This window comes from Pseudomonas thermotolerans DSM 14292 (genome assembly GCF_000364625.1).
GTDB classification, from domain to species: Bacteria; Pseudomonadota; Gammaproteobacteria; order Pseudomonadales; family Pseudomonadaceae; genus Aquipseudomonas; species Aquipseudomonas thermotolerans.
On record NZ_KB822604.1, the window covers coordinates 63,968 to 78,279 of the forward strand.

Here is a 14,312-nt window from a genome sequence, read left to right on the forward strand (position 1 = left end):
ATCGAATGGCGCGCATTGTAGCCGCTCGCCGGAGGACTGGACACCCGAGGGACGGGCGCCCGGCCAGGCCCTGCAAGAGGCGCTTCCCGGCCGGTCCGCGAGGCCCGCGCCAGAGCCCGGGCGGCCTAGTGGCCGATCTGCCGCGCGGAGCGGCGGATCAGCCCGATCACCGGCAGCAGGCCGACCAGCACCAGGGTCAGCGCCGGCAGTGCGGCGCGCGCCCACTCGCCCTCGCTGGTCATCTCGAAGACCCGTACCGCCAGGGTGTCCCAGCCGAAGGGGCGCATCAGCAGGGTGGCCGGCATCTCCTTGAGCACGTCGACGAACACCAGCAGCGCGGCGCTCAGGGTGCCCGGCAGGAGCAGCGGCAGGTACACGCTGAAGAACAGCCGCGGACCGCCCACACCGAGGCTGCGCGAGGCTTCCGGCAGCGACGGGCGGATGCGCGCCAGGCTGCTTTCCAGCGGTCCGTAGGCCACCGCCAGGAAGCGCACCAGGTAGGCCAGCAGCAGGGCGAACAGGCTGCCCAGCAACAGCGGCTTGCCGGCGCCGCCCAACCAGGCGGACAGAGGGATCACCAGATGACGGTCGAGGAAGCTGAAGGCCAGCATGATGGACACCGCCAGCACCGAGCCGGGCAGCGCGTAGCCGAGGTTGGCCAGCCCCACCGCCGAGCGGATCGGCCGGGTCGGCGCCAGGCGCCGGGCGAAGGCCAGGAGCATGGCCACCGCCACGGTGATCAGCGCGGCCAGGCCGCCCAGGGACAGGGTATGGAGGATCAGCGACAGGTAACGCTCGTCGAGGTCGAAACGGCCACGCTGCCAGAACCACACCAGCAGCTGCAGCACCGGGATGACGAAGGCACAGAGGAACACCAAGCCGCACCAGGCGCTGGCCGCCGCGGCCTTCCAGCCGTGCAGTTGGTACAGCACCCGGCCGCGCGGGCGCTCGCTGGAGGGCCGGCTGATGCCCCGCGCGCGGCGCTCGCCATAGAGCACCAGCATCACCGCGAGGAGCAGCAGGCTGGCCAGCTGGGTGGCGCTGGACAGGCTGTAGAAGCCGTACCAGGTCTTGTAGATGGCGGTGGTGAAGGTATCGAAGTTGAACACCGCCACCGCGCCGAAGTCCGCCAGGGTCTCCATCAGCGCCAGGGCCAGGCCGGCGCCGATGGCCGGGCGTGCCATCGGCAGGGCGACCCGCCAGAATGCCTGCCAGGGGGTCTGGCCGAGCACCCGGGCAGCCTCCATCAGGCCCTTGCCCTGGGCCAGGAAGGCGCTGCGTGCCAGCAGGTAGACGTAGGGGTAGAAGACCAGCACTAGCACCACGATCACTCCGCCGGTGGAGCGCACGCGTGGAAAGCGCAGGCCGCTGCCGAACCACTCGCGGGCCAGGCTCTGCACCGGCCCGGCGAAGTCCAGCAGGCCGACGAACACGAAGGCCAGCACGTAGGCGGGAATCGCGAAGGGCAGCATCAGCGCCCAGTCCAGCCAGCGCCGGCCGGGAAACTCGCAGAGGCTGGTCAGCCAGGCCAGGCTGACGCCGAGCAGCACCACGCCGACGCCCACCCCGGCTACCAGGACCAGGGTGTTGCCGAGCAGGCGCGGTAGCTGGGTGTCCCACAGGTGCGCCCAGATCTCCGTGTCCACCGAGCCCCAACTGAGCAGCAGAACCGACAGGGGCAGCAGGACCAGGGCGGCGACCAGAAAGGGAAGCGGATACCAGCGACGCTGCAGGTGATGGGACACGAAAGCCTCGGGAGCGACCTCAAAAGCGCTGAAGGCTGAACGAAAAAGCGCCGAACGGCAAGCGCCTCCCCGTGCGGCCCGCAGCGCCGCAGGTAATGCGGATCAGTTCCAGCCGACGCGGTCCATCAGCCGGATCGCCTCGGCCTGGCGCTTGCCGGCCACTTCCACCGGGATGCTGTCGGCCTTGAAGCTGCCCCAGGCGGCCACCTCGTCCGACGGCTTGACGCCGGGATTGGCCGGGTACTCCTGGTTGAGGTCGGCGAAGATGCGCTGGGCTTCCTCGGTGGTCATCCACTCCACCAGTTGCTTGGCCGCCTCGGGGTGGGGCGCATGTCTGGTCAGGCCGATGCCGGAGAGGTTGACGTGCACGCCGCGGTCGTTCTGGTTCGGCCAGAACGGCTTGACCCGTAGCTCAGGGTTCTCCTTGTGCAGGCGGCCATAGTAGTAGGTGTTGGCCACGCCCACGTCGCATTGGCCGGCGTCGATGGCCTGCAGCAGCGCGGTATCGTCGGCGAACACGTCGGTGGCCAGGTTGTCCACCCAACCCTTGACGATCTCCTCGGCCTTCTTCGCGCCATGAGTCTCGATCAGGGTGGCGGTCAGAGACTGGTTATAGACCTTCTTGCTGGTGCGCAGGCAGAGGCGGCCTTCCCACTTCGGATCGGCCAGGTCCTCGTAGGTGGACAGCTCCTCCGGCTTGACCCGCTCGGTGGAGTAGAAAATGGTCCGCGCGCGCAGCGACAGGCCGGTCCAGCTGTCGGTGCTGGAGCGATACTGCGGCGGGATGTTCCGGTCCAGCACCGGCGAGTCGAAGGGCTGCAGGATGCCCATCTGCTCGGCCTGCCAGAGGTTGCCGGCGTCCACGGTGAGCAGCAGATCGGCCGGGGTGTTCTCGCCCTCGGCCTTGATGCGCTGCATCAGCGGCGCCTCCTTGTCGGTGATGAACTTGACCTTGACCCCGGTCTTCGCGGTGTAGGCGTCGAACACCGGCTTGATCAGCTCGTCAATCCGCGAGGAGTACACCACCACCTCCTCGGCGGCCTGAACGGATGTGACGGCGAGGCCCAGTGCCAGCGCGGCCAGAAGCGGTTTAGCGGTACGCATCGTGGAGTTCCTACCAAGCAGTCGCAGAAGCGCAAATGATAGTAAACCGCAGTTGCGACTCGCTAGAGGCTTTATGTCGAAGTATTTCTGCGTCGCACTCCCGGCGACGCCCGGGCGCCTCGGCACGCGGCCTCAGACCCGCGCCAGCTGCGGCAAATCGCCGCTCAGGCCGAGGGCCTGGCGGACGAACAGCGCCTTGGCCTCGGGCAGCGCATCGATACAGTTGAGGCCGCTGTTGCGCAGCCAGCGAAGGGGCAGCGGGTCGGCCTGGAACAGCCGCTCGAAGCCCTCCATGGCGGCCATCATGGCCAGGTTGTGGGGCATCCGCCGGCGCTCGAAGCGGCTCAGCACGCGCAGCTCGGCGAGCCGCTCGCCGCGCTCCAGGGCGTGTAGCAGCACCTCGGCAAGCACCGCGGCGTCGAGGAAGCCGAGGTTGACCCCCTGCCCGGCCAGCGGATGGATGGTGTGCGCGGCGTCGCCGATCAGCGCCAGGCCCGGTTCCACGTAGCGCTTGGCGTGGCGCTGGCGCAGCGGGATGCACAGCCGAGGGTCGACCGCCTCGACCACCCCCAGGCGGTATTCGAAGGCCCGCCCCAGGGCGTCGCGGAAGGCTTCGTCGTCGAGGGCCATCAGGCGCGCGGCCTCGTCGGGGGTGACCGACCAGACGATCGAGCACCAGTGCAGGTCGTCGCCGCGGCACAGCGGCAGGAAGGCCAGCGGACCATCGTCGGTGAAACGCTGCCAGGCGGTGCGCCGGTGCGGCTCGGCGCAGCGCACACTGGTGACGATGGCGTGGTGCAGGTAATCCCACTCGCGGGTCGCGCAGCCGGCCAGGCGGCGCACCGCCGAATTGGCGCCATCGGCGGCGACCAGCAACGGGGTGCGCAGCTGACGGCCGTCGGAGAGGCCGAGCAGCCAGTCGTCACCAGAATGTCGCAACTGTTCCAGGCGCGCGCCGCCGACCAGCTGCAGATCGCTGGCGTGCAGGCGCTCCAGCAGGGCGTCCTGGACCACCCGGTTCTCGACGATGTGGCCGAGCGTCGTGGCGTGCACGCTGGCTGCGGAGAAGTGGATGCTGCCGGTGCCGGAGCCGTCCCAGACGCGCATCTCCACGTAGGGGCTGGCGCGCCGTGCGCAAATCCCGTCCCAGGCGCCGAGGCGCTCGAGGATCCGCTGGGTGGCCGCGGACAGCGCGCTGACTCGCGGCTCGAAGGGCGCCTGCGGCTCGAAGGGCGCGACCGTCAGCGGCCCGCCGTCCACTACCAGGATGTCCAGGCCGCTGTGCTCCAGAGCCAGTGCCAGGGCGCTGCCGACCATGCCGGCACCGACGATGACCAGGTCCGCCTTCAACTCCATGTTCACCCCGCCTGTCGCAGTCGCGGCTTGAGCCGCACGTAGAGAGTCTTGTGCACCCGGGCCACCAGGGTGCCCTCGCCGTCGCGCACCTCGGCATGCAGCTCCGGCAGGTACTTGTCGCCATTCGCAGTGCGCGCGCGGATCTCCGCGAGCAGTTCGTCGTCGATGCGGAAGTCGGCGTACACCGGCCCCCTGCCGGGGGCGATGAAATCGATGCTGGCGGCCTTGTCCCAGACGATGTAGTCGCGGCCGAGCAGGTGCATCAGCATGAGCATGAAGAAGGGATCGGTCATGCTGTACAGCGAGCCGCCGAACTGGGTGCCGACGTAGTTGCGGTTGTACCAGGACAGCCCCATGCGCACCCGCACGTGGCGAAAGTCCGGGCTGATCCGCCGTACCCGCACCCCGGCACCCAGGTAGGGCGGGTAGAGGTTGATGGCCCAGCGCAACAGGCGAGCCTTGCGGGCGAGTCGACGGGCATCCATGTCACGAACCTCAGCGATGCAGACGGGCACCGAGCCCCATGGCCTGGCGGGCGAACCAGCGCTTGGCCGGCGGCAACAGGTCCAGCGCGAGCAGGCCGAGGTTGCGCCCGGCGGCCAGAAGCGGCGTGTCGTTGGAGAACAGCCGGGTGACCCGGTCGGAGAAGCCCACGGTGAGCTGCTGGTCGAGGCGCTGCAGGTGCAGGAAACGCTGCAGGGTGGCGAAGTCGCCGAGCGGCGCCTCGCTTTCCAGGAGCACCTCGGCGAGCACCCAGGTGTCGCGCAGCGACAGGTTGTAGCCCTGCCCGGCGATGGGGTGCAGGGTATGCGCGGCGTTGCCGAGCACCACCAGGTGCGGGCGCACCTGCTCCTCGGCCTCGCTGAGCGCCAGCGGATAGAGGTGGCGCACGCCGACCTGGCGCAGCGCGCCCAGGCGGTAGCCGAAGGCCTCCTGCAGCTCGGCGAGGAAGGCGCGCTCGTCCAGCGCGGCGAGGCGCTCGGCATCCGCGCTGGTACGGCTCCAGACCAGTGCGCAGCGGTCGTCGGCGAGCGGCAGCAGGGCCAGCGGACCGTCGGCGGTGAAGCGCTCGAAGGCCTGGCCGCGGTGCGGCTCGCTGGGGGTCAGGTTGGCGATCAGCGCGCTCTGCCGGTAGGAGACGTGGCGGACGTGGATGCCCAGCTGCTCGCGCAGCGCGGAGCGGCCGCCGTCGGCAAGCACCGCCAGGCTGCAGTCGAGGCTGCTGTCGTCGCTGAGCTGCAGGCGGTAGCCGTCGCCCAGCACCTGCATGCGCTGCACCTCGGCCGGGCAGCGCCAGTGGATCACCTGGTGGTCCATGGCCTGCCACAGGCAGTGGCCGAGCCAGGCGTTCTCCGCCACGTAGCCGAGCGCCGGGACGCCCTCGTCCTCGGCACGCAGGCGGGTGGCGCCGAAGCGGCCACGGTCGGAGACGTGGATCTGGCGGATCGGCTCGGCGCGCTCGGCGATCCGCGACCACACGCCGAGGCGCTCGTAGATCTGCCGGGTGCCGTAGGACAGCGCGGTGGAGCGCGCGTCGTAGCTGGGCTGGAAGCCCTGACCGGGGACGAAAGGCTCGATCAGCGCGATCGACCAGCCGCGTGCCCGGGCCGCGTCCTGCAGAGCCAGGGCCAGGCTGGCGCCGACCAGACCGCCGCCGATGATCGCCAGGTCGCAACGGGTCATCAGGCCGCCCTACTCCTCGCTTCAGCCATCAGCGCCTCGATCTCCTCGACGCTCTTCGGCACGCCGCTGGTCAGCACCTCGCAGCCGCTGCGGGTGACCAGCACGTCATCCTCGATGCGCACGCCGATGCCGCGCCACTTCCTGGCCACCTTGTCGTTGTCCGGGGCGATGTAGATGCCCGGCTCCACGGTCATGGTCATGCCCGGCTCGAGTACCCGCCATTCGCCGCCGACCTTGTAGTCGCCGACGTCGTGCACGTCCATGCCCAGCCAGTGGCCGGCGCGGTGCATGTAGAAGGTACGGTAGGCCTCGCTGGCGATCAGTTCGTCGACCTCGCCCTGGAGCAGGCCGAGGCGCACCAGCCCGGCGGTGATCACCCGTACCGTGGCCTCGTGGGCCTCGTTCCAGTGACGACCGGGGGCGATGTACTTCATGGCCTCCAGGTTCGCCTCGAGGACCAGCTCGTAGATGGCCTTCTGTTCCGGGGAGAACCTGCCGTTGACTGGAAAGGTGCGGGTGATGTCGCTGGCGTAGCAGTCGATCTCGCAGCCGGCGTCGATCAGCACCAGGTCGCCGTCCCTGAGCGGCGCGTCGTTCTCCCGGTAGTGCAGGATGCAGGCGTTCCGTCCCGCCGCGACGATCGAGCCATAGGCCGGCATCTTGGCGCCGCCCTTGCGGAACTCGTAGTCCAGCTCGGCTTCCAGATGGTACTCGTAGAGCCCGGGCCGGCTGGCCTGCATGGCGCGGATGTGGGCGCGCGCGGAGATCGCCGCCGCCTCGCGCATCACCTTGACCTCGGCGGCGCTCTTGTACAGACGCATGTCGTGGAGCAGCGGGTCGAGGGCCACGTATTCCTTGGGCGGCTGGGCGCCCTGGCGAGCCTTGGAGCGGATCACGTTGATCCACTCCATCAGCCGCTGGTCGAACTCCTGGTTGCTGCCGATGGAGTAGTAGACCCGCTCGCGGCCCTCGATCAGCCCGGGGAGGATGTCGTCGATGTCGCCGATCGGGAAAGCGTCGTCGGCGCCATAGTCGCGGATCGCCCCCTCCTGGCCAGCGCGCAGACCGTCCCACAGCTCGCGCTCGGGGTCGCGCTCGCGACAGAACAGGATGTACTCGCCGTGTTCGCGGCCGGGAATCAGCACCAGCACCGCCTCCGGTTCGGGGAAGCCGCTCAGGTACTGGAAGTCGCTGTCCTGCCGGTAGACGTGCTCGACGTCGCGGTTGCGAATGTACACCGGAGCCGCCGGCAGGATGGCGATGCTGTTGGGCTCCATCTGCGCCATCAGCGCCTTGCGCCGACGGGCGTACTCCGACTTGGGAATGCGGATCATGGGCACCTCAGTGCAGGGAAGGTTTCGGCGCCGGAGCCTGCGGCCGGGCGCATTCGACGTACAGCAGCAAGGGCGCGACGCGCAGGTATTCCATGACTTCCATGTAATCGCTCTCGCCGTCCTCGGACTCGTCCAGGGCGCTCTGCACCTGGGCGATGGCCGCCAGGTCCTGCAGCACCTCCATGGCCTCGGCGCTCAGCGCGGTGCTGCCGGCGGCCAGGCCGAAGCCGCCAAGGAAGCCCTGGCACCACTGGCCGAGGGCCGCGGCACGCTCGGCGAGCGGCGCCTCGTCCGGCGGCAGGAGCAGGACCACCGCCATCTCCTCGCCGGTCAACTCGGCCTTGACCATTTCCTGCAGGCCGATCAGGGCCTGGCGCACGTTGTCCGGCAGCTCGCCGCCGCCGAGCAGGTCGCGGGCGTCGGCGAGCCAGGCCTCCGCGTCGAAGCCGGCGCCGGCGCAGCTGCGGCCGAGCAGCAGGCCGTGCACCTCGGCCGGGGAAACGGGGTGACCACTGCTGGCGAGCAGGGTGGCGAAAGCGCTGTAGGGGGAATTCTGCATGGGCGTCCAACTAGGCGCGGCATGGCGCGATGACTAGAATGAAGGTCTCGTATCCTAGCACCGGCGGGCGCGCCTAGACCAATCGCCAGACACCCCAGCACCCGCCCCTTGGATGGTTTGCCCACGCGGCGCCCCGCTCCTATATAGTTGCCATCATTCCCGGCCCGAGCGAGAACCTATGGAAGACGCCGACCTGCAAGCGCTGACCGCCAAGCTGGACTTGCTACTCCGCCGTTTCGAGCAACTGAAGGTGGAGAACCGGCTGCTGCGGGCCAGCGAACGGGCCTGGCGCGAAGAGCGCGCCCATCTGATCGAAAAGAACGAATTGGCACGGCACAAGGTCGAATCCATGATTTCGCGCCTGAAAGCCTTGGAGCAGGACTCATGACCCAGCCGAACACCGTAACCGTCCATATCCTCGACAAAGACTACTGCATCGCCTGCCCCCCCGAGGAACGCGCCAACCTGGAAAGCGCCGCCCGCTACCTGGACGGCAAGATGCGCGAGATCCGCATGAGCGGCAAGGTGATCGGCGCCGACCGCATCGCCGTGATGGCCGCACTGAACATCACCCACGAGCTGTTGCACAAGCAGCAGCACCTCGACCAGCAGGCCGGCTCGACCCGCGAGCAGGTCCGCGAGCTACTGGACCGCGTCGACCAAGCCCTGGCCGCCGACCCGGATACCCCGGCCGGCCCGTGACCTTTGGTCGCGCCGGTCAGGAACCCGCAGGTTCCGCTGTCGCTGCCCGGTCAATCGGGTATACTGGCCCCAACTCCCTGGAGTGTGCGCCAGTCGGGAACGTCCCTGAGCCGATACGCACAACCACGGGGGTTGTCAGCTGAGGCAGGTGTGCATGTCCGCCTGACGGAAAGCCTTAATGCCTCCGGCAACCTCCACCTTGAACTCTCGGGTTCAAGGGCAGAACCGACAGCGGCACGTTCGGGGGGTTCTGATTGCGACGCCAGCGTCTTCCGACGCTGGCGTCTTTGTTTGCGGCCCTGCATCATGTCGCCATGATCATCGCCGACAACCTCTCCCGCGCTGCCCTGCGTCGCCTGCTGCGCCAGGCCCGCCGGGCGCTGACGCCCCATCAGCAGCGCCGCGCCGCCCGCGACCTGTACCGCCAGCTGGCCCAGCACCCGCTGTTCCGCCGTGCCCGGCAGCTCGCCCTGTACCTGCCCAACGATGGGGAAATCGATCCCCGCCCGCTGCTGCGCGCCGCCCAGAAACGGGGCAAACGCACCTACCTGCCGGTGCTCAACCCCTGGCCACGCACCCGCATGGCGTTCCAACGCGTACGCCCCGGCGAACCCCTGGTGCGCAACCGCTTCCGCATCCTCGAGCCGCGCCCGTGCCCGGCGCGCCAGCGGCGGATCTGGACCCTCGACCTGGTGCTGATGCCGCTGGTGGGCTTCGACGAGCATGGCGGCCGGCTGGGCATGGGCGGCGGCTTCTACGACCGCAGCCTGGCCTACCGAGCACGCCGCAGGAATGGTCAGAAGCCGACACTGCTCGGCCTGGCGCACGAATGTCAGAAGGTGGATCGACTGCCGCTGGAAAGCTGGGATGTGCCCTTGCGGGCCACGGTGACGGATCGGGGCTGGTACGGCGGGAAGTGAGACGCACCGCGTCCCTGCGGTGCCGGGTTCGGGTCAGGGCTGCTGGGTCAGGGCTGTCGCCCGATCGCTGTTACGTTCCCACAAGCTCTGGGTGTAACCGGTGGTGACCACGCCCAGACCGAAAACGATGACCAAAACCCACAACATATCTGGCTTGCGTTTCATTCGATTGCCTCCTCCTTGTCAAGGCAATACCGCTGCGCTGAGTCGTCTCTTGGTGGACCTGTTGGCAGCGCCAAGCTTAAAACGGCCGCATTTTCCGGCAAGGTGATGCTTCCCGCAATTTCCCTCACCGACCGGCTGTCGCAAACTTATTGCCGGGCGCTACGACCGGCTATAGGAAGCAAAGTTCATGCCTTATTGGCTGATGAAGTCCGAACCGGACGAACTCTCCATCCTCGACCTGCAGCGTCTCGGCCGGGCGCGCTGGGACGGGGTGCGCAACTACCAGGCGCGCAACTTCCTGCGCAGCATGCAGATCGGCGACCTGTTCTTCTTCTATCACTCCAGCTGTCCGCAGCCGGGCATCGCCGGCATCGGGCGGATCGCCTCAGCGGTCTATCCCGACCCCACCGCGCTGGATGCCGAGAGCCCCTACTTCGACGCCAAGGCCAGCGCCGCGCACAATCCGTGGAGCGCCCTGGACGTGGAGTTCGTCGAGGTGTTTCCGGAACTGATTCCCCTCGCCCGCCTGCGCGGCGAACCAGCGCTGGCCGAGCTGGCCCTGGTGCAGCGCGGCAGCCGGCTGTCGGTGATGCCGGTCAGCCCGGAACAGTGGACCGCGATCCTCCGGCTGCGCTAGATCCGCGCCGCCACTGGTCTACTGGACGATCAGGTTGTTGAACAGCAGGTCGTCCACCAGCGGCCGCCCCTCCTCCTGGAGCAGCACCTGCTGGACCTGACGCAAAGCCTCCTGGCGCAGCTGCTCCTTGGCCTCGGGGGTAGCCAGGGTCTCGTCGGTCTGCTGGGTGAACAGCATCACCAGCTGGTTGCGGATCAGCGGCTCGTGGTGCTCCACCTTGCTCTTGGTCTCCAGACCGGTGACGCGCAGGGCGATGTCGGCCTTGAAGTACTTCAGCCGCGGTCCCGCGCCGAAGTTGCCGACCAGCGCCGGGGCCAGGGTGACGTAGGCCACCTGGTTGGCCGGATCCGCCTTGCCGTCCTCGGCGACCGGTGCGGTGAACGGCAGACACAGGGCCAGCAGCAGGGCGATCCGGGCTTTCACGGCAGCGATTCCTCGAAAGATTGGGAAGGCGCCTAGCATACCCAGTGACGGCAGCGCCCCCAAGTCCGGGCTTATGCCTGGCCATCAGGGCCAGTCATGCCCGTTGACCCGCCCCTCCCGCCTCCTACACTCGGGAGCATCACAAGCAGAGGGGAACTCCATGAAAGCCGTGCTGTGCAAAGCCTTCGGACCCGCCGACAGCCTGGTCCTGGAGGAGGTGGCGAGCCCCGTCCCCAAGCCCTCCGAGGTGCTGATCGACATCCACGCTGCCGGGGTGAACTTCCCCGACACCCTGATCATCGAGGGCAAGTACCAGTTCAAGCCGCCCTTCCCCTTCTCGCCGGGCGGCGAGGCGGCCGGGGTGGTGGCCGCGGTGGGCGACAAGGTCCGCCACCTGAAACCCGGCGACCGCGTGATCGCCCTGACCGGCTGGGGCAGCTTTGCCGAGCAGATCGCAGTGAGCGCCGAGCGGGTCCTGCCGATCCCCGCCAGCCTGGACTTCACCACCGCCGCCGCCTTCGGCATGACCTACGGCACCTCGATGCACGCCCTGCGCCAGCGCGCAGCCCTGCAGGCCGGCGAGACCCTGCTGGTGCTCGGCGCCTCCGGCGGCGTCGGCCTGGCCGCGGTGGAGATCGGCAAGGCTCTGGGCGCCCGGGTGATCGCCGCGGCGAGCAGCGCCGAGAAGCTTGCCGTGGCCAGGGCGGCGGGCGCCGACGAGCTGCTCAACTACGCCGAGGAGGACCTGCGCGAGCGACTCAAGGCGCTCACCGGCGGCCAGGGCGTCGATGTGGTCTACGACCCGGTGGGTGGCCAGCTCAGCGAGCCGGCCTTCCGCAGCCTGGGCTGGAACGGCCGGCACCTGGTGATCGGCTTCGCCAGCGGCAGCATTCCCGCCCTGCCGGCCAACCTGCCGCTACTCAAAGGCGCGGCCATGGTCGGGGTGTTCTGGGGCGCCTTCGTGGCCCGCCAGCCCCAGGACAACCTGGCCAACTTCCAGCAGCTGTTCCGCTGGCACGCCGAAGGCCGACTCAAGCCGCTAGTCTCCCAGACCTACCCGCTGGAACACGCCAGCGAGGCCATCGCTCGCCTGGCCGCCCGCCAGGCGCTGGGCAAGCTGGTGGTGCAGGTGCGCTAGGCTCGCCCCCTACCTTCGCGAGAGAAGCCCGGCAGGGAAGGGATTGACTAGAGCCTGGGGGCGTAGGCGAACACGTCGGCGCGCATCTGGTGGGCGTCCATGCCGGCGGCCACCAGAGCATCCAGGGTGGCGTAGACCATCGCCGGCGAGCCGCTGGCGTAGACGTGCAGCGGGCGTAGGTCGACGAAGTCGGCGCAGACCGCCTCGTGGAGCAGGCCGCGGCGGCCAGCCCAGGCGCAGGGATCGCTGACCACCCGGTGCAGGTGGAGGTTGGCGATGCTTTCCCAAGCCGCCCAGTTGTCCAGAGCGTAGAAATCCTCAGGACGCCGCACGCCCCAGTAGAGGTGCACCGGATGGGGGAAGCCGGCCGCCCGGCAGTGCTCGATCAGGCTGTGCATCTGCGCCATGCCGGTGCCGGCGGCGATCAGCACCAGCGGACCGTCCGGCAGCTCGGCCAGGTGGGTGTCGCCGAACGGCAGCTGCACGCGGGCCAGGCCACTGCGCCGTAGCTGGGCCAGCAGGGCCCGGGCGCTGGGCTCGCGGCCGAGGATGTGCAGCTCCAGCTCGCGGCCCTGATGCGGCGCCGAGGCCAGGGAGAAGGCCGAGCTCTGGCCGTCGTCCCGTTCGATCAGCAGGTACTGGCCGGCGTGGTAGCGCGGCGGCCTGCCGGCCGGCGCGCGCAGGCGCACCCGCCACACGTCGCCGCCCAGCTCGCTGCATTCGACGACCTGGCAGGCCAGCTTGCGCACCGGCAGCTCGCCGGGGGCCAGCACGCCGTCCCAGTGCAGCACGCAGTCCTGCAGCGGCTCGGCCAGGCAGGTGAACAGCTCGCCGTGGTCCAGCTCGACGCCGGCCTGGCACACCCGGCCTTCCACCAGTAGCGCGGCGCAGACATGGCAGTTGCCGTTGCGGCAGCTCTGCGGGCACTCGTAGCCGAGCCGCCGGGCGCCGTCGAGGATGCGTTCGCCGGGCAGCAGGTCGAGGACCGCGCCGGAGGGTTGCAGGGTGACTCTCATGGCCACCCCCGGAAACTCGCGCCCATCAGTCGATGCCCAGATGCGCCCAGAGCTCGTCGACGCGGCGCTTGACCGCCTCGTCCTGGACGATCGCCCGGCCCCATTCGCGGCTAGTCTCGCCCGGCCACTTGTGGGTAGCGTCCAGACCCATCTTGGAGCCCAGGCCGGAGACCGGCGAAGCAAAGTCCAGGTAGTCGATCGGCGTATTGTCGATCATCACGGTATCGCGCTTGGGGTCCATGCGCGTGGTGATGGCCCAGATCACGTCGTTCCAGTCCCGTGCGTTGATGTCGTCGTCGGTGACTATGACGAACTTGGTGTACATGAACTGTCGCAGGAACGACCAGACGCCCAGCATGACGCGCTTGGCGTGCCCTGGGTACTGCTTCCTGATGGTCACCACCGCCAGGCGGTAGGAACAGCCTTCCGGCGGCAGGTAGAAGTCGACGATCTCCGGGAACTGCTTCTGCAGGATGGGCACGAAGACTTCGTTGAGCGCCACGCCGAGGATCGCCGGCTCGTCCGGCGGCCGCCCGGTGTAGGTGGAGTGGTAGATGGGGTCGCGGCGCCGGGTGATGCGCTCGACGGTGAACACCGGGAAGCGGTCCACCTCGTTGTAGTAGCCGGTGTGGTCGCCGTAGGGGCCTTCATCGGCCATCTCGCCGGGGTGGATCACCCCTTCGAGGACGATCTCCGCGCCGGCCGGCACCTGCAGGTCGCTGCCGATGGCCTTGACCAGCTCGCTGCGGCTGCCGCGCAGCAGGCCGGCGAAGGCGTATTCGGAGAGGGTATCCGGCACCGGGGTGACCGCACCGAGGATGGTCGCCGGATCGGCGCCCAGGGCCACGCACACCGGATAGGGGCGGTCCGGGTACTTCTGGCACCACTCGCGGTAGTCCAGAGCGCCGCCGCGGTGGCTCAGCCAGCGCATGATCAGCTTGTTGCGGCCGATCACCTGCTGGCGGTAGATGCCCAGGTTCTGGCGCTCCTTGTTAGGCCCGCGAGTGATGGTCAGGCCCCAGGTGATCAGCGGCGCCACGTCGCCCGGCCAGCAGTGCTGTACCGGCAGCCTGCCGAGGTCGACGTCGTCGCCTTCCTCGATCACTTCGTGGCACGGCGCATCCTTGAGCACCTTGGGCGCCATACTGATGACCTTCTTGAAGATCGGCAGCTTGCTCCAGGCGTCCTTGAGGCCCTTCGGCGGCTCAGGCTCCTTGAGGAAGGCCAGCAGCTTGCCGATCTCGCGCAGCTCGGACACATCCTCGGCACCCATGCCCAAGGCCACCCGCCTGGGCGTGCCGAACAGGTTGCCGAGCACCGGAATGTCGAAGCCTCTGGGCTTCTCGAAGAGCAGCGCCGGCCCGGCCTTGCGCAGGGTGCGGTCGCAGATTTCGGTCATCTCCAGCACCGGCGAGACCGGCGTCTGGATGCGTTTCAGTTCGCCCCGCTGTTCCAGGGCGCGGATGAAGTCGCGCAGGTCGGAGTAGTTCATCGAAGCGTCGAGCGTCAGGCCCCGGAGCGGCAATGCGC

The 14,312-nt window shown here is 68.9% G+C and carries 16 protein-coding genes and 1 other RNA gene; 6 read left to right on the forward strand and 11 right to left on the reverse strand.

Annotated elements, in window-relative coordinates:
• Window positions 1–125: 125 nt before the first annotated feature.
• The 7 genes from H165_RS0106395 to H165_RS0106425 all read right to left on the reverse strand — a co-directional run bounded on the left by H165_RS0106395 (window position 126) and on the right by H165_RS0106425 (window position 7,781).
• Window positions 126–1,745 carry an ABC transporter permease gene (locus H165_RS0106395; protein WP_017938084.1) on the reverse strand — a complete coding sequence of 540 codons (1,620 nt, stop codon included), beginning with the start codon at window positions 1,743–1,745 and terminating at the stop codon, window positions 126–128.
• Between the two features lie 102 nt (window positions 1,746–1,847).
• Window positions 1,848–2,849, reverse strand: a complete 1,002-nt coding sequence (locus H165_RS0106400) for an extracellular solute-binding protein (protein WP_017938085.1) — start codon at window positions 2,847–2,849, stop codon at window positions 1,848–1,850.
• Window positions 2,850–2,981: 132 nt separating this feature from the next.
• Complete coding sequence (locus H165_RS0106405; protein WP_017938086.1) at window positions 2,982–4,205, reverse strand: 2-octaprenyl-3-methyl-6-methoxy-1,4-benzoquinol hydroxylase; 1,224 nt, start codon at window positions 4,203–4,205, stop codon at window positions 2,982–2,984.
• A gap of 2 nt (window positions 4,206–4,207) precedes the next feature.
• Window positions 4,208–4,690: a DUF4442 domain-containing protein gene (locus tag H165_RS0106410; protein ID WP_017938087.1), complete on the reverse strand. Its 483-nt coding sequence runs from the start codon at window positions 4,688–4,690 to the stop codon at window positions 4,208–4,210.
• 10 nt (window positions 4,691–4,700) lie between these two features.
• Window positions 4,701–5,888 (reverse strand): 2-octaprenyl-6-methoxyphenyl hydroxylase, encoded by a 1,188-nt coding sequence (gene ubiH / locus H165_RS0106415; protein ID WP_017938088.1) that lies wholly within the window; start codon window positions 5,886–5,888, stop codon window positions 4,701–4,703.
• Window positions 5,888–7,222 (reverse strand): Xaa-Pro aminopeptidase, encoded by a 1,335-nt coding sequence (gene pepP, locus H165_RS0106420; protein ID WP_017938089.1) that lies wholly within the window; start codon window positions 7,220–7,222, stop codon window positions 5,888–5,890. Before pepP ends, ubiH begins: the two co-directional genes overlap by 1 nt.
• A 7-nt stretch (window positions 7,223–7,229) precedes the next feature.
• Window positions 7,230–7,781 (reverse strand): YecA/YgfB family protein, encoded by a 552-nt coding sequence (locus H165_RS0106425; RefSeq protein WP_017938090.1) that lies wholly within the window; start codon window positions 7,779–7,781, stop codon window positions 7,230–7,232.
• A 178-nt stretch (window positions 7,782–7,959) separates the two neighbouring features.
• On the opposite strand from H165_RS0106425, the gene H165_RS0106430 reads away from it, so the two are divergent.
• The 4 genes from H165_RS0106430 to H165_RS0106440 all read left to right on the forward strand — a co-directional run bounded on the left by H165_RS0106430 (window position 7,960) and on the right by H165_RS0106440 (window position 9,403).
• Window positions 7,960–8,169 (forward strand): TIGR02449 family protein, encoded by a 210-nt coding sequence (locus H165_RS0106430; RefSeq protein ID WP_017938091.1) that lies wholly within the window; start codon window positions 7,960–7,962, stop codon window positions 8,167–8,169.
• Window positions 8,166–8,483, forward strand: a complete 318-nt coding sequence (locus H165_RS0106435; RefSeq protein ID WP_017938092.1) for a cell division protein ZapA — start codon at window positions 8,166–8,168, stop codon at window positions 8,481–8,483. Before H165_RS0106430 ends, H165_RS0106435 begins: the two co-directional genes overlap by 4 nt.
• A gap of 71 nt (window positions 8,484–8,554) precedes the next feature.
• A non-coding RNA gene (gene ssrS / locus H165_RS19100) (6S RNA) lies at window positions 8,555–8,734 on the forward strand.
• Window positions 8,735–8,797: 63 nt separating this feature from the next.
• A complete protein-coding gene (locus H165_RS0106440; RefSeq protein ID WP_017938093.1) occupies window positions 8,798–9,403 on the forward strand; it encodes a 5-formyltetrahydrofolate cyclo-ligase in 606 nt (201 codons plus the stop codon).
• A gap of 33 nt (window positions 9,404–9,436) precedes the next feature.
• Here the strand turns inward: H165_RS0106440 and H165_RS20095 are convergent, their stop codons facing one another.
• A complete protein-coding gene (locus H165_RS20095) occupies window positions 9,437–9,568 on the reverse strand; it encodes a hypothetical protein (RefSeq protein ID WP_017938094.1) in 132 nt (43 codons plus the stop codon).
• Between the two features lie 187 nt (window positions 9,569–9,755).
• Between H165_RS20095 and H165_RS0106450 the strand changes: the two genes are divergently transcribed.
• Window positions 9,756–10,205: an EVE domain-containing protein gene (locus tag H165_RS0106450; RefSeq protein WP_026146404.1), complete on the forward strand. Its 450-nt coding sequence runs from the start codon at window positions 9,756–9,758 to the stop codon at window positions 10,203–10,205.
• Between the two features lie 18 nt (window positions 10,206–10,223).
• Here the strand turns inward: H165_RS0106450 and H165_RS0106455 are convergent, their stop codons facing one another.
• Window positions 10,224–10,628 carry a flagellar basal body-associated protein FliL gene (locus H165_RS0106455; protein WP_017938096.1) on the reverse strand — a complete coding sequence of 135 codons (405 nt, stop codon included), beginning with the start codon at window positions 10,626–10,628 and terminating at the stop codon, window positions 10,224–10,226.
• Window positions 10,629–10,788: 160 nt separating this feature from the next.
• Here H165_RS0106455 and H165_RS0106460 point away from each other — a divergent pair, with 160 nt between their 5' ends.
• Window positions 10,789–11,766, forward strand: coding sequence for an NADPH:quinone oxidoreductase family protein (locus tag H165_RS0106460; RefSeq protein ID WP_017938097.1), 978 nt, complete (start codon window positions 10,789–10,791; stop codon window positions 11,764–11,766).
• Between the two features lie 47 nt (window positions 11,767–11,813).
• Here the strand turns inward: H165_RS0106460 and H165_RS0106465 are convergent, their stop codons facing one another.
• Window positions 11,814–12,782 carry a CDP-6-deoxy-delta-3,4-glucoseen reductase gene (locus tag H165_RS0106465; RefSeq protein ID WP_017938098.1) on the reverse strand — a complete coding sequence of 323 codons (969 nt, stop codon included), beginning with the start codon at window positions 12,780–12,782 and terminating at the stop codon, window positions 11,814–11,816.
• A 25-nt stretch (window positions 12,783–12,807) separates the two neighbouring features.
• Window positions 12,808–14,274, reverse strand: coding sequence for a 4-hydroxy-3-polyprenylbenzoate decarboxylase (gene ubiD, locus H165_RS0106470; RefSeq protein ID WP_026146405.1), 1,467 nt, complete (start codon window positions 14,272–14,274; stop codon window positions 12,808–12,810).
• Between the last annotated feature and the right edge of the window lie 38 nt (window positions 14,275–14,312).